Origin of the sequence: Rugamonas fusca (assembly GCF_014042365.1) — a bacterium.
In the GTDB taxonomy this organism is placed as follows: domain Bacteria; phylum Pseudomonadota; class Gammaproteobacteria; order Burkholderiales; family Burkholderiaceae_D; genus Rugamonas; species Rugamonas fusca.
Map to the genome: position 1 here is coordinate 130,969 of NZ_JACEZS010000011.1, position 21,514 is coordinate 152,482.

Sequence of the window (21,514 nt, forward strand, 5' to 3'; positions counted from 1 at the left end):
GCCTTAACGCGAGGTAAAGGTTGCGAATTTTTAATATTGCGATTTACACTAGGTTGCAACGCGGGCGGAATACCATTCCGGCCGACATACAAAAAGCGCGGGGCACGACCCTCGGCACATCGCGCATATCGGGAACCACAGGAAGAAAAACATGACTGCTCACCCACGTCTGTCCAGACACTATCGCTTATCCCGCAACGTGATCAGCGCCGCGCTGCCCCCTCCCACATAAGCCGTCCCTGTCCGCGCCGCGCGCGCGGCGCCAGCGCCATGCCCACCCAGCCCGGGTGCATGGCGCCCTTGTCATTTCAGTGGATATGTTCGCCGTCGGGCGCGGGCCAGGTGCCGGCCGCGCTGCGTCGGCGACGCAAGTGGGAGTTCACTATGCTGTCGATAGCTACCAAAGTAGAGCGCATCGTCATGGAGTCGGCGTTCTTGACCGAAGGGCTGGGCCGTGGCCTGATCAATTTATCGGAACTGGCGCGCCAGCTGCAGCCGCAGCTGGAGAGCGATTTGTGGAAGCCGGTCGGCCAGGCGGCCGTGGTGATGGCGCTGCGGCGCGTGTCCGAGCGCCTGCCGCCCGTGCGCGAGAGCCAGATCGTGCTGGCGCCGAAGACGGGCGAGCTCACCACCCGCACCGAGCTGACGGAATTCACGTTCCGCTATTCGGAGCACACGCATGAATGCCACCGCCAGTTGCTGGCGCTGACGGAGCCGGTGCGCGGCGCCTTCATGACCGTCACGCGCGGGGTGAACGAGGTGATGGTGATCTGCAGCCGGCCCCTGACCGGGGTGGTGGAGCAGGTGTTCGCCGGCGAGCGCCTGCTGGCGCGGCTGGAAAACCTCAATGCGGTGACGCTGCACCTGAACCCGGAAACGTGCCGCACGCCGGGCATCTACCACGCCGTGCTCAAGCAGCTGGCGTGGGACAAGATCAGCCTGGTCAACATGATCTGCACCTACACGGAATTGACGCTGCTGCTCGAGCAGAGCCAGACCGGGGCTGCGTTTTCCGTGCTGTCGAAGATCGTGGCGCCGTCCCGGCCGGGACTGGCGCGCTAAGCAGGCGGGCGCGCCGCCGGCCCGCCATCGCCGGCGGGCATTGCCCTGGGCTTCCCTTTTAAGCCATCCAGAAGAACACGGCCGTCATGCGCTTGTCGGCATGGTCGCAGCCGAAGTAGCCGCTGGCCGAGTGCACCAGGTTGGCCTTGTACAGCAGGATGCGGTTGTAGACGTTATCGACCCGCAGTTCCTCGTGCCAGGCCTGCGGCGGCAGGCTGGTGACACCGAGCGCCTCGCGTAAATTGGCGTGCGGCGGGCTGCAGACATTGCCGCCCAGCGTGCCGTCCGGGTAGCGCAGCCGGTAGAACGAGGTGCCGGCCGCCGGCAGCGGATCGGGCGACAGATAGATCACGGCCGCATAGCGGCACAACTTGGTCGAATCCGTGTGCGGCCGCGCGCCCGATTCGATGCCGCCCACCAGTTGCACGTAGTTGTGATTGAGCGTGCTGCCCTGGGGCGTGGCTTCCTGCCACAGCCGCCTGGCGCCCGTCACCTTTTTGACCCACGCTTCCACCTGCGCCAGTTCGTCGGGCAGCAGCGCGCCGGCGCTGCGCATGCCGGGCCAGGGTTCGGGGCGGTGCGGCGCGCCCAGTTCCCACTCCTGTTTGCCGAAGCAGCGCTGCGAGACGGTGTCCGCGTTGGGCAGGATGCCGTCGGCCACCCAGTAGTCGCGCCCCAGCTGGGGCTTGCGATAGGTGAGGGTGGGGCGGCGGGCCGGTGCGGGCGCGGGGGAGCGGAGGTCGCGCATCACTTCTTGTCCGTGTCGGTCGAGAAGTTCAGCTGCGGCGCCTCGTCATCCTGCTTCGGTTCGGCCGGCGGCGGTGCGCTTTCCTCGCTGGACGGGGTGTCGATCTTCAGTTCCAGCTGTTCGTGCATGTCGACCTTCTTCTCCACCGACACCAGGCGCGGGAAGCTGATGATCAAGGCCACCATGATGATCTGGATCAGCACGAACGGGATGGCGCCCCAGTAAATGTCGGACGTCTTGACTTCCTTCGAGGCCACCGAGCGCAGGTAGAACAGGGCGAAGCCGAACGGCGGGTGCATGAACGAGGTCTGCATGTTCACCCCCAGCAGCACGCCGAACCAGATCAGGTCGATACCGAGCTTGTCGGCCACGGGACCGACCAGCGGCACCAGGATGAAGGCCAGCTCGAAGAAGTCGAGGAAGAAGGCCAGCAGGAAGAACATCAGGTTGACGACGATCAGGAAGCCGGTGCTGCCGCCGGGCAGGGACGACAGCAGGTGCTCCACCCACAGGTCGCCGTTCACGCCGCGGAACACCAGCGAGAACACGGTCGAGCCGATCAGGATGAAGATCACGAAGCAGGCCAGGCGCGTGGTCGAGTGCATGGCCTGGCGCGTCAGGCTCCACGACAGGCGGCCGTTGAGCATGGCCAGGATGATGGCGCCCATGGCGCCCATGCCGCCGCCCTCGGTGGGCGTGGCCAGGCCGACGAAGATGGTGCCCAGCACCAGGAAGATCAGGGCCAGCGGCGGGATCATGACGAACACCACCCGTTCGGCCATGCGCGACAGCAGGCCCAGTTTCAGGTGGCGATTGAGCAGCGCGAACAGGAAGGAACCGACGATGCCCACGGCGGCCGAGAAGATGCCCAGTTCATCGGCCGCCAGCGTTGGGTGGCTGGCGCCGTAGTAGCGGGCGAACGCATACGAGGCGCCGACCGCGCCCACCAGCAGGGCCAGCAGCGAACGCACGCCGGAATCGCCGTTCGGCTGGCGCAGGTTGCGCGCCTCCAGCGGCAGCGCCGGCACCATCTTGGGCCAGAAGATCGAGACCAGCAGCACGAAGCCGGCGTACATCACGGTCAGCAGCAGGCCGGGCACGAAGGCGGCCTTGTACATGTCGCCCACGGAGCGGCCCAGCTGGTCGGCCATCACGATCAGCACCAGCGACGGCGGGATGATCTGGGCCAGCGTGCCGGAAGCGGCGATCACGCCCGAGGCCAGGCGCTTGTCGTAACCGTAGCGCAGCATCACGGGCAGCGAGATCAGGCCCATCGAGATCACGGAAGCGGCCACCACGCCCGTGGTGGCGGCCAGCAGGGCGCCCACGAAGATCACGGCATAGGCCACGCCGCCGCGGATGGGGCCGAACAGCTGGCCTATGGTGTCGAGCAAGTCCTCGGCCATGCCGGAGCGTTCCAGCACCAGGCCCATGAAGGTGAAGAAGGGGATGGCCAGCAGCGTGTCATTGGCCATGATGCCGAAGATGCGGTTCGGCAGCGCCTGCAGCAGCTCGATGTTGAGCAGGCCCAGCTCGATGCCCACCAGGCCGAAGAACAGGCCGTTGGCGGCCAGGGAAAACGCCACCGGGAAGCCCGATAGCAGGAAGATCACCAGGGCGCCGAACATGATGGGCGCCAGATTCGCTGTCAAGAATAATTCCATGTCTCGCGTTCCGCTCTTGTGTGGGTAGGGGGATTACTGCAGCTTGTTGGCGGCCTTGATGGCCGCGATTTCTTCCTCGGGCGTGGCCACGTGCTTGGCGAATTCATGGCCGTCGATCTTGCCGGCCAGGAAGGCGATGCGCTTGATGATCTCGGACACGCCCTGCAGCACCATCAGCACGAAGCCGGCGGGCACCAGCAGCTTGGCCGGCCACACGATCAGGCCGCCGGCGTTGCTCGACATTTCGCCGCTCTGGATCGAATTGATCGCGAACGGCACGCCGAAGTACAGGATCACCAGCGAGATGGGCATCAGGAAGAACACAAAGCCGAACAGGTCGATCCAGACCTGGGTGCGTTTGGAGAAGCGGCCCGCGATCACGTCGATGCGCACGTGCTCGTCGCGCTTGAGGGTGTGGCTGGAGGCGAGCATGAACATGGCCGCGAACAGATACCACTGGATTTCCAGCCAGGCGTTGGAGCTGGCGTTGAAGATGTAGCGCACCAGGGCGTTGACGGTGCAGATGGTGACGGCCGCCAGCAGCGCATAAGCCACGGCGTTCGCCACTTTTTCGTTGAGCAGGTCGATGGCCCGCGATATCGACATAAACATTCCGGTCTCCTCGTTCTCGTGTAGGTGTTACTACCGGGGCGCTGCGTTGGCGCCCTGGGGGGAAGGTTTTGCATGCCGCCCGTGGTGCGGGTGGCATGCGGTGCGGACACGCGCCGCGCGGCGCGCTTAACCGGCGGCCAGCTGGGCGCGCACGCGGGCGATGGCGGCGCGCACCTGGTTGGGCGCGGTGCCGCCCACGTGGTCGCGCGCGGCCACGGAGCCTTCCAGCGTGAGCACGCCGAACACGTCGTCCGTGATCAGGTCGGAGAAGGCGCGCAGCTGCTCCAGCGACAGGTCGGCCAGGTCGCAGCCCTGGTCCACGCAGGCGCGCACGGCGCGCGCCACGGCTTCGTGCGCGTCGCGGAACGGCAGGCCTTTCTTGACCAGGTAGTCGGCCAGGTCGGTGGCCGTGGCGTAGCCTTGCAGGGCGGCGCCGCGCATGGCGTCGGGCTTGACGCTGATGCCGCCGGCCATGTCGGCGAAGATGCGCAGCGTGTCGACCACCGTGTCGACGGTGTCGAACAGCGGTTCCTTGTCTTCCTGGTTGTCCTTGTTGTAGGCCAGCGGCTGGCCTTTCATCAGGGTCAACAGGCCCATCAGGTGGCCGTACACGCGGCCGGTCTTGCCGCGCGCCAGTTCCGGCACGTCCGGGTTTTTCTTCTGCGGCATGATGGACGAGCCGGTGCAGAAGCGGTCGGCGATGTCGATGAAGCCCACCCGTGGGCTCATCCAGATCACCAGTTCCTCCGACATGCGCGACACGTGGGTCATGATCAGCGAGGCGGCGGCCGTGAATTCGATGGCGAAATCGCGGTCCGAGACGGCGTCCAGCGAGTTGTGGCAGACGTCGTCGAAGCCCAGGGTCTTGGCCACGCGCACGCGGTCGATCGGGAAGGTGGTGCCGGCCAGCGCGGCCGCGCCCAGCGGCAGGCGGTTGACGCGCTTGCGGCAGTCGGCCATGCGCTCGGCGTCGCGGCCGAACATTTCCACGTAGGCCAGCATGTGGTGGCCGAAGGTGATGGGCTGGGCCACCTGCATGTGGGTGAAACCGGGCAGGATGGTGTCGGCATTGTCCTCGGCCAGGTCGGTCAGGGCGCCGCGCAGGGAGGCCAGGAGGGCCAGGATGTCGTCGATGGCCGAGCGCACGTACAGGCGGATGTCGGTGGCCACCTGGTCGTTGCGCGAGCGGCCCGTGTGCAATCGCTTGCCGGCGTCGCCCACCAGTTCGGTCAGGCGTTTTTCGATATTCAGGTGCACGTCCTCCAGGTCCAGCAGCCATTCGAACTGGCCGGCGTCGATTTCCTGGGCGATCTGCGCCATGCCGCGCTCGATCTCGGCGCGGTCGGCGGCGCTGATGATGCCTTGCGCGGCCAGCATTTCAGCGTGGGCCAGCGAGCCCTGGATGTCGGCCTTGGCCAGGCGTTTGTCGAAGAAGACGGAGGCCGTGTAGCGCTTGACCAGGTCGGAGACCGGTTCGGAGAAACGCGCCGACCAGGCTTCGGCTTTTTTGGAGAGTTGTGCTGTCATGGTGATAAGAAGAGGCTAGGTGGACCGGATGATTTGATTGATTATAAACAAGGATGGCCCGCCACAGCATAAATAGGGCCGGATCGGGTGCGATTGGGGGCCGCGGCGGGGGCAAATGGCGACAATTCGTCCAGGACCGGGGCGCACAGCATGGCCGCAAGGCCATCCTGCGTCGCCACGCATGAGCGGAAACAGGGATATATTTGCGCGCTCATAAACCCAGCAGTCAAATCAGGTATATTGTCTCCTGAGGCGGGAGTATTCTGGCCCGGCCTGTTTTTCCTGGATCGGACGAGATATGCGAGTGCTCAAGACTTTGCTGGCTTATCTGGGGAGCGTGGTGCTGTTGTGCTGCGCGACGGGCAACCTGTACGCCGACGAGGCGCCGGCGCCCAAGGGCTCGCTGGTGATCATCGGCGGCGGCCTGCGGGGCGATAACGCTGAAGTGTGGCAGCGCATCGTGCAGCTGGCCGGCGGGCCGGGCGCCCGTATTGCCGTGTTCCCGTCCGCCTCGGCCTATCCCGAACAGGCCGGGCTGTCCATTATCCAGCGCCTCGACCAGTATGGCGCCGACGCCTTCCTGGTGCCGGTGGCCGTCAAGCTGGCCGACAGCGATTTCCGCAAGGCCGCCGACGACGCCGGCCTGGCCGACGCCGTGCGCCAGGCCGGTGGCGTGTTCTTCGCCGGCGGCGACCAGGGCCGCATCACGCGCGCCCTGCTGCGCGAGGATGGCCAGCGCAGCGCCATCCTGGACGCCGTGTGGGAAGTGTACCGGCGCGGCGGCGTGATCGCCGGCACCAGCGCCGGCGCCGCCATCATGAGCAGCACCATGTTCTACGAACCGAAGACCGTGCTGGCCACGCTCAAGCAGGGCGTGACGGAGGGGCGCGAGATCGCGCCGGGCCTCGGTTTCATCGGCGACGACGTGTTCGTCGACCAGCACCTGCTGGTGCGCGGGCGCTTCGCGCGCATGATCCCGGCCATGCTCAAGAAGGGCTACCAGATCGGGCTGGGGGTGGACGAGAACACGGCCATGGTGATCGACAGCCGGCGCGAGGTGGAGATCGTCGGCTACACGGGGGCGCTGCTGATCGATTTGTCGCGCGCCACGACGGACGAGGCGGCGGCCGAATTCAACGTCAAGAATGTCGTGATCAGCTACCTGGACCACGGCGACAAGTACAACCTGGCCACGCGCCGCTACACGCCCGCGCCCGACAAGGCGGCCGGCAAGCTCGATCCCAACCGCCCCTTCTCGAAGATGCCCGTGTTCAGCGGCGACATCCTGGGCAGCAACGCCGTCGTCCAGCTGATGGAAAAGCTGATCGACAACAGTCAGGAGGAGGCGCTGGGACTGGCCCTGTCGCCGCCGGGCGAGGCGTCGCCGGACCTGGGCTTCGAGTTCAAGTTCACCAAGACGGCCGACAGCGTGGGCTACCAGTCGTCCATGGCCGAGGCCTATTCGATCTACAACCTGCGGCTCGATATCCGGCCGATACACTTGCAGCTGCCGCTGTACCAATACAAGTAACCGGGCGCGGCCAACCTGGGCTGCCCGCTTTTTCTTGCCCCTCCGGTATCCGGAACGGAATGACGGATCTACAATACGGCCCACTTGCCGATTGATTCCGTTTCCAGGAGCCGCCATGAAGTCTTGCCTGTCCTATCCCGCCGCACGCCGGTTGCTGGGCGCCGCGCTGATCTGCGCCGCCACGCTGCCCGCTTATGCCGCCGCGCCGGCGCCCGCCACCATGCGCCTCGACTACCTGCACACTGGCGACGCCACCGCCGAGCAATACGCGATCGAACGGGTCGTGGTCGAACCGCTGCCATGGCCGGGCAATATGGCGCGCACGGTGGATGACACGGACCGTGGCGTGAACAAGGTGGAAGTGGTGGACCAGGCCAGCGGCAAGCTGCTGTATTCGCGCGGCTTTTCCACCGTGTTCAACGAGTGGCGCAGCACGGCCGAGGCGGAGAAGGCCAGCCGCGGCTTCGAGGAATCCGTGCGCTTCCCCAAACCGGAACACGCCGTCACCGTGCGCATCCTCAAGCGCGACGAGCACAACGCGTTCACGCTGGCCTGGAGCACGGAGCTGGACCCGGAGGCGCCGGACGTGGTGCGCAAGCAGCAACCGTCGGCGCTGCGCCCGATTCCCATCCACGTGAGCGGCCCCTCGCCCGACAAGGTCGACCTGCTGATCCTGGGCGACGGCTACACGGCCGGCGAAATGAAGAAGTTCGAGGCCACGGCGCGTCGCATGGCCGGCCAGCTGTTTTCCGTGTCGCCGTTCCGCGAGCGGGCCAATGACTTCAACGTCTGGGCGCTGGCCGCGCCGACGCCGGAATCGGGCGTGTCGCGCCCGTCCACGGGCGTGCATCACGCCTCGCGCCTCGGCACGCGCTATGACATCTTCGGCAGCGAGCGCTATGTGCTGGCCACCGACAACCGCGCGTTGCGCGAGCTGGCGCAGAACGCGCCCTACGAATTCATCGAGATCATCGTCAACAACGACACCTACGGCGGCGGTGGCATCTTCGGCCAGTTCAGCACGGCGGCGGCCAACAGCGACTGGGCCAAGTATCTGTTCATCCACGAATTCGGCCATCACTTCGCGGGCCTGGCCGACGAGTACTACACCTCGCCGGCCGTGTACCAGCCCGGCGGTACGCGGGTCGAGCCGTGGGAGCCCAACGCCACGGCCCTGCGCGATCCGGCCAACGTGAAGTGGAAAAAGTTCGTGGCGCCTGGGACGGCGCTGCCCACGCCGTGGCCGAAGGCGGAGTTCGAAGCCTATTCGCGCGACACCCAGCAGCAGCGGGTGGCGCTGCGCAAGGCGCAACGGCCGGAGTCCGAGATGAGCGCGCTGTTCAGGCGCGAGCTGGCGCACGAGGAGGAGATGTTCTCGCGCGTGCCCACCCGGCACGCGGTGGGCGCATTCGAAGGCGCCAATTACGAAGCGACCGGCTACTACCGGCCGCAGTTGCAGTGCATGATGTTCGACCGCAGCGAACAATTCTGCACCGTGTGCCAGGACGCCATCAGCACCATCATCGACCTGTATTCGCGGCCGGCGCCGCGCTAAACGAAGGGGAGGGTGCCAGCAGGAAATTGTCGAGCTTGGTTAGGTATCGCACAGAGCGGCTACGGTGCGCCCCTTAATCTGCACTTCGCTTAACTGAACCTTAAAAAGGAGTAATGATGACCAAACTGATGACCGCCCTGCTGGCCTCCGTGCTGGCCACCGCCGCCTGCGCCCAGGCACCCGCCGCACCGCAAACGGACGCCGCGCAAACTGCCGCGCCGGCAGCCGCAGCGCCGATGGCGCCCGCCGCCCCCATGGCCCCGGCCACCGAAGCGCAAGCAGCACCGGCCGCCGCGCAAGCGGACGCCAACGCGGCCGCCGTCAAGGCCGACGCGACCGACATGAAAGCCGCTGCGGCAGCCGAACAGCCAGCCATGGACGCCAAGCCGGACGGCGCGCAAGCGCAGCAGGCCAAGGCCAAGCCCAAGGCCAGGCATCACCGCACCAAAGTCGCCAAGGCCGAGCAGCCAGACACGATGAAGTAAGCGCCACTGGCCAAACTAAATGGGGACGTAGCACAATTTAAAATTGTGCTACGTCCCCATTGACGTTCGGTGGCCGGTGGCCGGTCAGGCGATGGCCGTCAGCGTCTCCGGCTTGATCTTCGAGGCCAGCGGCTTGCCCTTGCGGGCCCGCTTGCCGATGTGGCCCAGCAGCGTTTCACCGACAATGCGCAGTTCTTGCGGCTTGGCGCCACGGCCGATGCCGTTCACCAGCACGCCCTTCTGGCTGATCGGACGGGCCGCCACCAGGTTTTCCTTGGCGTCCAGCTCCATCAGGATCACGCCGCGGCCGCCATTGGCCAGCGTCTTCATCTCGTCCAGGCCGAACACCAGCAGGCGCGCCCCTTCCGATACCACCGCCACGGCGCTGGCCGTGGCCGGCACCACGGCCGGCGGCAGCGGCAGGTCGCCTTCGTCGAGCGTGATGAAGGCCTTGCCGCCCTTGATGCGGCTGACCATGTCGCCGGCCTTGGCCAGGAAACCGTAACCGGCCGTGGTGGCCAGCATCAGCTGGGTGGTGGCCGGTCCCGCGTAGTAGTGCTGGATCCGCGCACCGCCGGACAAGTCCACCAGCGTGGTGATCGGCACGCCGTCGCCGCGCGCGTTGGGCAGCGCGGCCACCGGCACGGAATACACCTTGCCGTTGTTGCCGAAGCCGAGCAGGGTGTCGACCGTGCGGCATTCGAACGCGCCGTACAGCGCGTCGCCGGCCTTGAAGGTGAACTGGGTGGCGTCGTGGCCGATGCCGGTGCGCGCGCGTACCCAGCCTTTTTCCGAAATGATGACGGTGACCGGTTCGTCCACCACCTTCTGCTCGGCCACGGCCTTCTGCGCTTCCTCGATCAGCGTGCGGCGCGCGTCGCCATACTGCTTGGCGTCCGCTTCGATCTCGCGGATGATCAGGCGCTTCATCGACGACGGGTTGTCCAGCAGGTCTTGCAGCGTCTGTTTTTCCTTGCGCAGATCGGCCAGTTCCTGCTGGATCTTGATCGCTTCCAGGCGGGCCAGCTGGCGCAGGCGGATTTCCAGGATGTCTTCGGCCTGGCGCTCCGACAGCTTGAAGCGCTCGATCAGGGCCGCCTTCGGTTCGTCCGAATTGCGGATGATGTGGATCACTTCATCGATGTTGAGCAGGATGGTCTCGCGGCCTTCCAGGATGTGGATGCGGTCGTCCACCTTGCCCAGCTTGAACTTGCTGCGCCGGGTCACCGTCTCGAAACGGAAATCGATCCACTCCTGCAGGATCTCGCCCAGGCCCTTCTGGCGTGGACGGCCATCGCCGCCTATCATCACCAGGTTGATCGAGGCCGACGTTTCCAGCGACGTATGGGCCAGCAGCATCAGCATGAATTCCGTCTGGTCCTGGTTCTTCGACTTCGGCTCGAACACGAGGCGCACGGGCGCGGCGCGGCCCGATTCGTCGCGGATGGTGTCGAGCGAATTGAGGATCAGCGACTTGAGCGCCAGCTGTTCCGGCGACAGCGCCTTCTTGCCCAGCTTGACCTTGGGATTGGTCAGTTCCTCGATCTCCTCCAGCACCTTTTGCGACGAGGTGCCGGGCGGCAGTTCCGTGACCACGGCCTGCCACTGGCCGCGCGCCAGTTCCTCGATCTTCCAGCGGGCCCGCACTTTCATGCTGCCGCGGCCGGCGGCGTACATCTCCCGGATCTGCGACGGCGGGGTGATGATCTGGCCGCCGCCGGGGAAGTCCGGGCCGGGGATCAGCGCCATCAGCTCATCATGGCTGATCTTGGGATTGCGGATCATGGCCACGGTGGCTTGCGCCACCTCGGTCAGGTTGTGCGACGGGATTTCCGTGGCCAGGCCGACGGCGATACCGGAGGCGCCGTTCAACAGCACCATCGGCAGGCGCGCCGGCAGCAGCGACGGTTCCTCGGACGAACCGTCGTAGTTGGGCTGGAAGTCGACCGTGCCCAAATCGATTTCGTCGAGCAGCAGGCGGGCGATCGGGGTCAGGCGGGCTTCCGTGTATCGCATGGCGGCCGCGCCGTCGCCGTCGCGCGAGCCGAAGTTACCCTGGCCGTCGATCAGCGGGTAGCGCAGCGAGAAGTCCTGCGCCATGCGTACCAGCGCGTCGTACACGGACTGGTCGCCGTGCGGGTGCAGCTTACCGAGCACGTCGCCGACCACGGTGGCCGACTTGCGCGGCTTGGCCGTGGCGTTCAGCCCCAGCTCATTCATCGAGTACAGGATGCGGCGCTGCACGGGCTTCTGGCCGTCGCACACGTCGGGCAGGGCGCGGCCCTTGACGACGGAGATGGCGTAATCGAGGTAGGCCCGTTCTGCGAAGGTGGACAGGGTCAGCGTTTCGCCGCCGTCGGTGGGGCCGCCGGGCGTGCCCGCGTCATCCGGCTCCGGCAGGGGATCGTCAAAGAGATTAGCTTGAGTCATGGTCTAGTCGTTAGGTATTCTCGGGGGATCAGATGTCGGCTTCGGCTTCGTTGCCGTGTTCCTCGATCCAGGCGCGGCGGGCTGCCGCTTCGCCTTTCCCCATCAGCATGTTGAAGCGGGCGGCCGATTCCGTGTGCGCGTATTCACCCAGCGCCACCGGCAGCAGGCGGCGCGTGTCCGGGTTCATGGTGGTTTCCCACAGCTGCTCGGCGTTCATCTCGCCCAGGCCCTTGAAGCGGGAGATGGCCCAGGCGCCATCCTTGACGCCATCCTTGCGCAGCTTGTCCTCGATGGCCACCAGTTCGCCATCGTCGAGCGCGTACAGCTTCTGGATCGGCTTCTTGCCCCGCGCCGGCGCGTCCACCCGGTACAGGGGCGGACGGGCGATGCAGATATGGCCCTTGGCGATCAGCGCCGGGAAGTGGCGGAAGAACAGCGTGAGCAGCAGCACCTGGATGTGCGAGCCGTCCACGTCCGCATCGGACAGGATGCAGATTTTCCCGTAGCGCAGGCCGGACAGGTCGGGCGTGTCCTCGGCCGTGTGCGGATCGACGCCGATGGCCACGGCGATGTCGTGGATCTCGTTGTTGGCGTACAGGCGGTCGCGGTCCGTCTCCCACGAATTGAGCACCTTGCCGCGCAGCGGCAGGATGGCCTGGAATTCCTTGTCGCGGCCCATCTTGGCCGAGCCGCCCGCCGAGTCGCCCTCGACCAGGAACAGTTCATTGCGCTGCACGTCCGACGATTCGCAGTCCGTCAGTTTGCCCGGCAACACAGCCACGCCGGACGATTTTTTCTTCTCCACCTTCTGCAGCGAGCGCAGACGGGACTGGGCCTGCTTGATGACCAGTTCGGCCAGCTTCTTGCCATATTCGACGTGCTGGTTCAGCCACAGTTCCAGCGGCGGCTTGGCGAAGGTCGAGACCAGGCGCACCGCGTCGCGCGAGTTCAGGCGCTCCTTGATCTGGCCCTGGAACTGCGGGTCCAGCACCTTGGCCGACAGCACGAACGAGACGCGTGCGAACACGTCCTCGGGCAGCAGCTTGACGCCCTTGGGCAGCAGTGAGTGCATCTCGACGAAGTTCTTCACGGCGCCGAACAAGCCTTCGCGCAGGCCCGATTCGTGGGTGCCGCCGTTCGGGGTGGGGATCAGGTTCACATACGATTCGCGCACCACGGCGCCTTCCTCGGTCCACGCCACCACCCAGGCCGCGCCTTCGCCCTCGGCGAAGCCTTCCGCGTCCGGGCCGGCGAACTGCGCGCCTTCGAACAGGGGGATCACGGTTTCGCCATTCGAGCATTGGGCCAACGCTTCCGTCAGGTAGCCGCGCAAGCCCTCGTTGTATTGCCAGGTCTGGGTGTCGCCGGTCTTGGCGTTGGTCAGCGTGACGGACACGCCGGGCAGCAGCACGGCCTTGGAGCGCAGCAGCCGTTGCAGCTCGACCTGCGAGATCAGCGGCGAATCGAAGTATTTTGGATCGGGCCAGGCCGTGACGCGGGTGCCGGACTTCTTGCCGTCGCGCGGCGCGGGCGCCGACGACAGCGGCTCGACCACGTCACCGTGTTCGAAGGCCAGCTTGTGCAGGCCGTTACCGTCCGGCTCCTTGCGCCACACGGTGATTTCCAGCCGCTTGGACAGCGCGTTGGTGACCGACACGCCCACCCCGTGCAGGCCGCCCGAGAACGCGTAGGCGCCTCCCGAGCCCTTGTCGAATTTGCCGCCCGCGTGCAGGCGGGTGAACACGATTTCCACGGTCGGCACGCCTTCCTCCGGGTGCAGGCCGACGGGGATGCCGCGGCCGTCGTCCTCCACGGTGATGCTGCCGTCCGCGTTCTGGGTCACGACGATGTTCTTGCAATGGCCGCCGAGCGCCTCATCGGAGGCGTTGTCGATCACCTCCTGGATGATGTGCAGCGGATTCTCGGTACGGGTGTACATGCCCGGGCGCTGCTTGACGGGCTCCAGGCCCTTGAGGACGCGAATCGATGATTCGCTGTAGTCGGATGCGGGTTTTTTAGTGGCCATACGTGGTCAGGCTTGTCAATTCGATACTGGGTTTATGTACAGGTTTATGCAAACGCCTGCGTATTCTATCCTCAACGGGCCGCCAAGGTGGTATTCACGCGGCCGGGATGGGGCACAAACTGTGGTTAAATAGGAAAAAAGCGCTCCAATTCCTATGGCAACCGAGCATTTCCCCTTCGCCGTGCGTCTGCTCGGCTTCGCGCCGGACGAGGCGCAGATCCTGGCGGCCCAGCTGGCGTGCGCGCCCGGCCCGGGGCCGGCGTATTTTTGCCTGTCCGAACACAGTTTGCAAGAGCCCGACCTGTTGATCGCCAATGGGGACGACCTCAAGGCGCTGGCCGCGCTGTCGGCATTAACGGCCGGCGCCCTGCGTCCGGCCCTGATCCTGGGCCGGCCGGCGCTGGCCCTGCCTTATCTGAACCTGGAGCGGCCGCTGGACTGGGACGCCGTGTACGCGGAGCTGGCGCAACTGGTGGCGCGCCGGGCCGACGCCATGGCCAAGCTGACGGCGGCCGGCATGCCGCCGCTGCCCGAGCGGCGCCGGCGCGAACGGCTGGACCTGGACCTGACGGATCCGGCCGACTACGCGGCCATGCGCCGCCGCCCCGCGCGCGGTACGGTGCTGGTGGTCGACCACAACGCCACCTTCGCCACCCACCTGGGCAAGCTGCTGCAACCGCTGGGTATCCCCGTGGAATGGGCCGGCAGCGAGAAGGAGGCCGTGCTCACCTGCGGCGCGCGGGCCGTGTCCGTGGCGCTGATCCATACGGCCATGCATCTCGATCCGTATTTGCTGTGCGCCGAACTGCGGGCCAGCGGCGGGCCGCTGCAGCCGGCCGTGGTGCTGCTGGTGGCGCCGCCGTTCGTGTACGACGCGCGCAAGGGCAGTGACGCGGGCGCCGAAGGCTTGCTCGACCTGCCGGTGACGGACCCGCTGCTGCGCGCGACCATCAAGAAGCTGATGGGCATGGCCTGAATGGCCAGCCGTGGATTTATACACGGCGTTTACATCACGCTCCCGCCTTTTTAGCCCGTTTTTACACGACCCTCTTTAAGCTGGTTGCCATCGCCGCGCAGCCGTGCGGCGCGACCATCGGGCCGCATGCCGCCCTGCACGGATGCGCGCCTCATCATCCCATACCGAGAGAACCAGAATATGAAGAAACTGATGCTTGCCACCGCCATCCTGACCGCCTTCGCCGGCGGCGCCGTCCGCGCGGAGGATGCCGCGCCGGCCGCCAGGCCCGATAACGAGACGAGTTTCAACGCCGCCGTCGTGTCGGACTACCGTTATCGCGGCATCTCGCAAACCCGTTTGCAGCCCGCGCTGCAGGGCGGTTTCGACTACACCAGCAATCCCACGGGCTTCTATGCCGGTACCTGGCTGTCGACCATCAAGTGGACCAAGGACGCGGGCGGCAGCGGCGATATCGAATGGGACCTGTACGCGGGCAAGCGGGGCCAGGTGACGGAGGCCGTGTCGTATGACGTGGGTGTGCTGAGCTACGTCTACCCATCGAACGACCTGGGCCACGTGGCCGGCCTCGCCAACGCCAACACGACGGAGATGTACGGCCAGCTTGGCTATGGACCGGCCTACGTGAAGTATTCGCACGCGCTGACCAACCTGTTCGGCTTCGTCGACAGCAAGAACAGCGGCTACCTGGACCTGGGCGCCAACATCGACGCGGGCGAGGGCTGGACCATCAACCTGCACGCGGGCCACCAGAAAGTCAAAGGCACGGACGTGGCCAGCTACACGGACTGGAAGCTGGGCGTGTCCAAGGACTTCGGCATGGTCAGCGGCGCGCTGGCCGTGATCGGCACCAATGCCAACGAAACGGCCTACGCTTCGTCGGCCAACGGCAAGTTCCTCGGCAAGACGGCGCTGGTCGCCTCCATCAGCAAGACCTTCTGACCTGAGCGGCACCCGTGCGGCCGTCGCGGGCCGCATGCGCGCCGTGCTCATAATGTGCAACTAAATGGTTGCATTTCTCCGGTGCGTGTCCTATCCTGATCTGGCAACCATGTGGTTGCATAACCGCAGACGAATGGAAAGGAGAACCGCAGCATGACTACCGCAACGGAAACCGACCGTATCGAACGCAGTATCCTGATCAACGCCAGCCGCGCGAGCGTATGGCGCGCCCTGTCGGACGCCGAGCAATTCGGCGTCTGGTTCGGCGCCGACATGGCGGGCCAGAGCTTCAAGCCCGGCCAGCGCGCGCGGGGGCGCATGACCATGGAAGACATGCAGCACATCTTCCTGGACGTGGTAATCGACCGCATCGAGCCACAAGAGCTGCTGTCGTTCCACTGGCATCCCTATCCAATGGACCAGAGCATCGACTACACGCAGGAGCAGCCCACGTTGGTCACGTTCACACTCAAGGACGCCCCCGGCAAGGGTATCCTGCTGACGGTGGTCGAGACGGGCTTCGACAACATCCCGCAGCATCGCCGGCGCAAGGCGTTCGAGATGCATTCGGGCGGCTGGGAGTACCAGCTCAAGAATGTGGAACGCTATGTCACGCAATAGTACGCATCACCACGACAAGGCAAGCGGAGGCGGCACCTCCGCGCCTGCGCCCTCGCTGGCCCACGTGTTCGCCGCGCTTGGTGATCCCACCCGTTTGAAACTGGTGTCCGCGCTCAGCGCCGGCGGCGCGCTGTCGATCGCGCAGCTGACCCAGGGCACAGCCATCAGCCGCCAGGGGGTCACCAAGCACTTGAACGTGCTGGCCGAGGCGGGCGTCGTGAGCGATATCCGTCTGGGCCGCGAACGTTTGTGGCAGTTGGACCCGTCCAGCATCAACGACGCCAGGCACGCGCTTGACGCCATCGGCCGCGAATGGGAGCAGGCACTGTTCCGCCTCAAGCGCTTCGTCGAGAAGGACGCCTAGCAGTCGCCGTTTTTACGGCTTGTTTACACCCGTTCCCTGAGTCTTTACACCACTTTTAGACCGCTCCCGATAACCTTCTCACTGTCAAAACAAGACTCGTGAGGGGCGAAATGGATATCGTTTTTATTGGTGCGCTCGTGGCCTTCCTGGCCGTGACGGTGGCCTTTGCCGCCGGCTGCGACAAGCTGGGAGGCCAGCAATGAACACCTTCTATGTGATCGGGGCGTTGGCCTCGGCCGGTCTGCTGGTCTATCTGGTGCTGGCGCTGCTCAAGGCGGAGGAACTGTGATGACCATGCAATCGTTCATGTTGCTGGCGCTGTTCCTCGTCGTGCTGCTGGCGCTGGCCTACCCGCTGGGCATGGTGCTGGCGCGCGTGGGCGACGGCTCGGCCGTGCCCGGCCTGGGCTGGCTGGGCAAGGTGGAGCATCTGCTGTACCGCGCCGCCGGCATCGCCGGAAAAGACGGCAAGGCCGAAGGCCAAAACTGGAAAGTCTACGCCGTGGCCCTGCTGGCGTTTAACGCCTTGGGCGCGCTGGCCGTGTATGGCCTGCAGCGCGTGCAGCAATGGCTGCCCCTGAATCCGCAGGCCATGGCCAATATCAGCCCGGATTCGGCCTTCAACACGGCCGTCAGTTTCGTCTCCAACACCAACTGGCAAGGCTACTCGGGCGAACAGGCCATGAGCTACCTGACCCAGATGCTGGCGCTGGCCGGCCAGAATTTCTTCTCGGCCGCCACCGGCATCGCCGTCGCCTATGCGCTGATCCGCGGCTTCTCGTCGCGCTCGGCCAGATCCATCGGCAACTTCTGGGTCGACATCACCCGTTCCACGCTGTACGTGCTGCTGCCGTTGTCGCTGGTGTTCGCCGTGTTCCTGGTGGGGCAGGGCGCGATCCAGAACTTCTCGGCCTACAAGGAAGTGACCTTGCTCGACCCTGTCACCTACACCCAGCCGAAGGTGGGCGCCGATGGCCAGCCGCTGAAGGATGCGAATGGTGAGCCGGTCACGGAAACGCTGACGGCCACCACGCAGACCATCGCCATGGGCCCGGTCGCGTCGCAGGAAGCGATCAAGATGTTGGGCACCAATGGCGGCGGCTTCTTCAACGCCAACTCGGCCCACCCGTATGAAAACCCGACGGCGTTGTCGAACTTCTTCCAGATGATCGCCATCTTCGTCATCCCGGCCGGCCTGTGCTTCGCGTTCGGCCGCATGGTGGGCGACCAGCGCCAGGGCTGGGCCGTGCTGGCCGCGATGGCGCTGCTGTTCGTCGTCTGCACCGTGTCGGTGATGAGCGCCGAGCAGCAAGCCCACCCGGCGCTGCAGGCGCTGGGCGTGGACCAGCAAATGAGCACCCTGCAGGCCGGCGGCAACATGGAAGGCAAGGAAACCCGCTTCGGCATCAGCGCCTCCACACTGTTCGCCGCCGTCACCACGGCCGCCTCCTGCGGCGCCGTCAATGCCATGCACGACTCGTTCATGCCGCTGGGCGGCATGATCCCCATGCTGCTGATCCAGTTCGGCGAAGTGATCTTCGGCGGCGTCGGCTCGGGCCTGTACGGCATGCTGATCTTCGCCATCCTGGCCGTGTTCATCGCCGGCCTGATGATAGGCCGCACCCCGGAATACCTGGGCAAGAAAATCCAGTCGTATGAAATGAAGATGACCTCGATCGCCATCCTCGTCACGCCCACGCTGGTGCTGGCCGGTACCGCTATCGCCGTGCTGATGGACGCGGGCAAGGCCGGCATCGCCAACCCCGGCGCGCACGGCTTCTCGGAGATCCTGTACGCGTTCAGCTCGGCCGCCAACAACAACGGCAGTGCGTTCGCCGGCCTGTCCGCCAACACGCCGTTCTACAACACCATGCTGGCCATCGCCATGTGGTTCGGCCGCTTCGCCATGATCGTACCCATCCTGGCCGTGGCCGGTTCGCTGGCCGGCAAGAAGCGGCTCGAAGCCAACGCCGGCACCATGCCTACCCACGGCCCCATCTTCATCGGCCTGCTGGTGAGCGTGGTGGCCCTGGTGGGCGTGCTCAATTACGTACCAGCGCTGGCGCTCGGCCCCGTGGTTGAACACTTGCAGCTGTTCGCTCCGCAGTTCGTTCGTTAATCTCAGGAGGTCAAGATGTCACATACGCAAACATCTCAACAAGGGATGACGATCTTTACCCATCCGCCCGCCAGGAAGCTCAAGCTGCTCGATTCCGAGCTGGTGATGCCGGCCATCGTGGATTCGTTCAAAAAACTCAGTCCGCGCACCCAGCTGCGCAGCCCCGTGATGTTCGTCGTCTACGTGGGCAGCATCATCACCACGCTGCTGTACGCGCAGTCGCTGGTGGGGCAGGGCGAGGCGCCGTCCGGCTTCATCCTGGCGACCTCGATCTGGCTGTGGTTCACGGTGCTGTTCGCGAACTTCGCCGAAGCGCTGGCCGAAGGCCGCAGCAAGGCGCAGGCGGCCTCGCTGCGCAGCCTGAAGCAGACCGTCACGGCCAAGAAACTGGCCAGTCCCCGTTACGGCAGCACGTGGGCCCCGCTCGCTGCGACTGAACTGCGCAAGGGGAACACCATCCTGGTCGAAGCGGGCGACGTGATCCCCATCGACGGCGAAGTGGTGGAGGGCGTGGCCTCGGTCGACGAGAGCGCCATCACGGGCGAATCGGCGCCCGTGATCCGCGAATCGGGTGGCGACTTCTCGTCCGTCACCGGCGGCACCCGCGTGCTGTCGGACTGGCTGGTGGTGAAGGTGACCGTCAACCCCGGTGAGACCTTCCTCGACCGCATGATCTCCATGGTGGAAGGCGCCAAGCGCCAGAAGACCCCCAACGAGATCGCGCTGACCATCCTGCTGGTGGCGCTCACCATCGTGTTCCTGGTGGTGACGGTGACGCTGCTGCCATTCTCGCTGTTCTCGGTGGACGCGGCCAGGGCCGCCGGTATCGCCAGCAGCCCGATTTCCATCACGGTGCTGATCGCACTGCTGGTGTGCCTGATCCCCACCACCATCGGCGGCCTGCTGTCGGCCATCGGCGTGGCCGGCATGAGCCGCATGATGCAGGCCAACGTGATCGCTACCTCGGGCCGCGCCGTGGAGGCGGCCGGCGACGTGGACGTGCTGCTGCTCGATAAGACGGGCACCATCACCCTGGGCAACCGCCAGGCCTCGGCCTTCTTCCCCGCGCCCGGCGTGATGGAGCAGCAGCTGGCCGACGTGGCGCAACTGGCTTCGCTGGCCGACGAAACGCCGGAAGGGCGCAGCATCGTGGTGCTGGCCAAGCAGCGCTTCAACATCCGCGAACGCGAGATGGGTGCGCTGCACGCCACCTTCGTGCCGTTTTCCGCCAACACCCGCATGAGCGGCGTGGACATCGGCGCGCGCGCCGTGCGCAAAGGCGCGGCCGACACGGTCAGGAAGCACGTGGAGGCGCTGGGGCAGCCCTATCCGGCCGAAGTGACGCGCGCCGTGGACGACGTGTCGCGCCGCGGCAGCACGCCGCTGGTGGTGGTGGACGACGGCCGCGTGATGGGCGTGGTCGAATTGAAGGACATCGTCAAGGGCGGCATCAAGGAGCGCTTCGCGGAGCTGCGCCGCATGGGCATCAAGACCGTGATGATCACGGGCGACAACAAGCTGACGGCGGCCGCCATCGCGGCCGAAGCTGGGGTGGACGACTTCCTGGCCGAAGCCACGCCGGAGGACAAGCTCAAGCTGATCCGCAGCTACCAGTCCGAAGGCCGGCTGGTGGCCATGACGGGCGACGGCACCAACGACGCCCCCGCGCTGGCCCAGGCCGACGTGGCCGTGGCCATGAACTCGGGCACCCAGGCCGCCAAGGAGGCGGGCAACATGGTGGACCTCGACTCCAACCCCACCAAGCTGCTCGAGATCGTAGAGATCGGCAAGCAGATGCTGATGACGCGCGGCTCGCTCACCACCTTCTCGATCGCCAACGACATCGCCAAGTACTTCGCCATCATCCCGGCCGCCTTCGTGGGCACCTATCCGGCCCTGAAGGCGCTCGACGTGATGCACCTGGCCAGCCCCAATTCGGCCATCATGTCGGCCGTGATCTTCAACGCGCTGATCATCGTGTTCCTGATCCCGCTGGCGCTCAAGGGCGTGCGCTACCGCGCCATCGGCGCCGCCGCGCTGCTGCGCCGGAACATCTGGATCTACGGCGTGGGCGGCGTCATCCTGCCGTTCGCGGGCATCAAGTTGATCGACATGGTATTGGCCATGTTCCATCTCGTTTAACCGGTTCGCGCCGTCCCGCGCCCGTGTCTGCACTCGGGCGGGGCCGGCGCACTCACACTCTGGAGTCATCGTGTCTTCCCACACCTTTTCGACTATCCGTCCCGCCGTCGTCCTGTTCGGCGCCCTGACCATCATTTGCGGCGTGCTCTACCCGCTGGCCGTGACGGGCGTGGGCGCCGTCGTTTTCCCGGCCCAGGCCAGCGGCAGCATCATCGAAGCCGGCGGCAAGCCCGTCGGCTCGGAACTGATCGGCCAGGCATTCTCGTCGCCCAGCTATTTCTGGGGCCGTCCCTCGGCCACCAGCCCCATGCCCAACAACGGCACCGGCTCCGGCGGCGCCAATCTGGGCCCCAACAACCCGGCCCAGATTGACGCCGTCAAGGGGCGCATCGCCGCCTTGCGCGCCGCCGATCCCGCCAACCCATTGCCGATTCCGGTCGACCTGGTGACGGCTTCCGGCAGCGGCCTCGATCCCGAGATCAGCGTGGCCGCCGCCCAGTACCAGGCGCGCCGCGTGGCCGCCGCCCGCCAGTTGAGCCCCGAGCGCGTGTTCGCCCTGGTCGCGGCCCACCGCCGGAACCAGTATCTGGGCTTTTTCGGCGAGCCGCGCGTCAACGTGCTGGCGCTGAACCTGGCGCTGGACGCGGAGTCGGGCCAGAAGCAGGGCCAGAAGCGTTAAACTGGGCACTGCTTGCCATTTCAATAGGTATC

Annotated in this window: 18 protein-coding genes; 12 read left to right on the top strand and 6 right to left on the bottom strand. The window is 65.9% G+C overall.

Going from position 1 to position 21,514, the window contains the following annotated elements:
- The first annotated feature begins 384 nt into the window (after positions 1-384).
- Positions 385-1,062, top strand: coding sequence for a hypothetical protein (locus tag H3H36_RS14345; protein ID WP_182218715.1), 678 nt, complete (start codon positions 385-387; stop codon positions 1,060-1,062).
- A gap of 58 nt (positions 1,063-1,120) precedes the next feature.
- On the opposite strand, the gene H3H36_RS14350 is transcribed toward H3H36_RS14345, so the two are convergent.
- The 4 genes from H3H36_RS14350 to argH form a co-directional block, all read right to left on the bottom strand.
- Positions 1,121-1,810, bottom strand: coding sequence for a DUF6445 family protein (locus H3H36_RS14350; RefSeq protein WP_182218716.1), 690 nt, complete (start codon positions 1,808-1,810; stop codon positions 1,121-1,123).
- Entirely contained in the window at positions 1,810-3,474 is a 1,665-nt protein-coding gene (locus H3H36_RS14355; RefSeq protein WP_182218717.1) for a TRAP transporter large permease, read from the bottom strand. Before H3H36_RS14355 ends, H3H36_RS14350 begins: the two co-directional genes overlap by 1 nt.
- A gap of 33 nt (positions 3,475-3,507) precedes the next feature.
- Complete coding sequence (locus H3H36_RS14360) at positions 3,508-4,080, bottom strand: TRAP transporter small permease subunit (protein WP_182218839.1); 573 nt, start codon at positions 4,078-4,080, stop codon at positions 3,508-3,510.
- A gap of 132 nt (positions 4,081-4,212) precedes the next feature.
- Positions 4,213-5,613: an argininosuccinate lyase gene (argH, locus tag H3H36_RS14365; protein ID WP_182218718.1), complete on the bottom strand. Its 1,401-nt coding sequence runs from the start codon at positions 5,611-5,613 to the stop codon at positions 4,213-4,215.
- Between the two features lie 298 nt (positions 5,614-5,911).
- Here argH and H3H36_RS14370 point away from each other — a divergent pair, with 298 nt between their 5' ends.
- The 3 genes from H3H36_RS14370 (at position 5,912) to H3H36_RS14380 (ending at position 9,184) form a co-directional block, all read left to right on the top strand.
- The gene (locus H3H36_RS14370) at positions 5,912-7,144 is read left to right on the top strand and encodes a cyanophycinase (protein ID WP_182218721.1); all 1,233 of its coding nucleotides are present in this window, start codon (positions 5,912-5,914) and stop codon (positions 7,142-7,144) included.
- Positions 7,145-7,259: 115 nt separating this feature from the next.
- Positions 7,260-8,699, top strand: coding sequence for an IgA Peptidase M64 (locus tag H3H36_RS14375; RefSeq protein WP_182218722.1), 1,440 nt, complete (start codon positions 7,260-7,262; stop codon positions 8,697-8,699).
- A 116-nt stretch (positions 8,700-8,815) separates the two neighbouring features.
- Positions 8,816-9,184 carry a hypothetical protein gene (locus H3H36_RS14380; protein ID WP_182218725.1) on the top strand — a complete coding sequence of 123 codons (369 nt, stop codon included), beginning with the start codon at positions 8,816-8,818 and terminating at the stop codon, positions 9,182-9,184.
- 84 nt (positions 9,185-9,268) lie between these two features.
- Here the strand turns inward: H3H36_RS14380 and parC are convergent, their stop codons facing one another.
- Both parC and H3H36_RS14390 read right to left on the bottom strand, forming a co-directional pair.
- Complete coding sequence (gene parC / locus H3H36_RS14385; protein WP_182218727.1) at positions 9,269-11,614, bottom strand: DNA topoisomerase IV subunit A; 2,346 nt, start codon at positions 11,612-11,614, stop codon at positions 9,269-9,271.
- A gap of 28 nt (positions 11,615-11,642) precedes the next feature.
- Positions 11,643-13,640 carry a DNA topoisomerase IV subunit B gene (locus H3H36_RS14390; RefSeq protein ID WP_182218730.1) on the bottom strand — a complete coding sequence of 666 codons (1,998 nt, stop codon included), beginning with the start codon at positions 13,638-13,640 and terminating at the stop codon, positions 11,643-11,645.
- A gap of 154 nt (positions 13,641-13,794) precedes the next feature.
- Between H3H36_RS14390 and H3H36_RS14395 the strand changes: the two genes are divergently transcribed.
- The 8 genes from H3H36_RS14395 to kdpC all read left to right on the top strand — a co-directional run bounded on the left by H3H36_RS14395 (position 13,795) and on the right by kdpC (position 21,482).
- Positions 13,795-14,616, top strand: a complete 822-nt coding sequence (locus H3H36_RS14395; protein ID WP_182218732.1) for a response regulator — start codon at positions 13,795-13,797, stop codon at positions 14,614-14,616.
- A gap of 180 nt (positions 14,617-14,796) precedes the next feature.
- Positions 14,797-15,558: a TorF family putative porin gene (locus tag H3H36_RS14400; protein ID WP_182218735.1), complete on the top strand. Its 762-nt coding sequence runs from the start codon at positions 14,797-14,799 to the stop codon at positions 15,556-15,558.
- A 153-nt stretch (positions 15,559-15,711) separates the two neighbouring features.
- Entirely contained in the window at positions 15,712-16,179 is a 468-nt protein-coding gene (locus H3H36_RS14405; protein WP_182218737.1) for an SRPBCC family protein, read from the top strand.
- Complete coding sequence (locus H3H36_RS14410; protein WP_182218739.1) at positions 16,166-16,543, top strand: ArsR/SmtB family transcription factor; 378 nt, start codon at positions 16,166-16,168, stop codon at positions 16,541-16,543. The genes H3H36_RS14405 and H3H36_RS14410 overlap by 14 nt, the downstream gene beginning before the upstream one ends.
- Before the next feature lie 199 nt (positions 16,544-16,742).
- Entirely contained in the window at positions 16,743-16,832 is a 90-nt protein-coding gene (locus tag H3H36_RS14415; protein ID WP_182218741.1) for a potassium-transporting ATPase subunit F, read from the top strand.
- Positions 16,832-18,661, top strand: a complete 1,830-nt coding sequence (gene kdpA, locus H3H36_RS14420) for a potassium-transporting ATPase subunit KdpA (RefSeq protein WP_182218743.1) — start codon at positions 16,832-16,834, stop codon at positions 18,659-18,661. Before H3H36_RS14415 ends, kdpA begins: the two co-directional genes overlap by 1 nt.
- A gap of 45 nt (positions 18,662-18,706) precedes the next feature.
- Entirely contained in the window at positions 18,707-20,803 is a 2,097-nt protein-coding gene (kdpB, locus tag H3H36_RS14425; RefSeq protein ID WP_182218745.1) for a potassium-transporting ATPase subunit KdpB, read from the top strand.
- A 70-nt stretch (positions 20,804-20,873) separates the two neighbouring features.
- Positions 20,874-21,482: a potassium-transporting ATPase subunit KdpC gene (gene kdpC, locus H3H36_RS14430; RefSeq protein ID WP_182218747.1), complete on the top strand. Its 609-nt coding sequence runs from the start codon at positions 20,874-20,876 to the stop codon at positions 21,480-21,482.
- Positions 21,483-21,514: the final 32 nt, after the last annotated feature.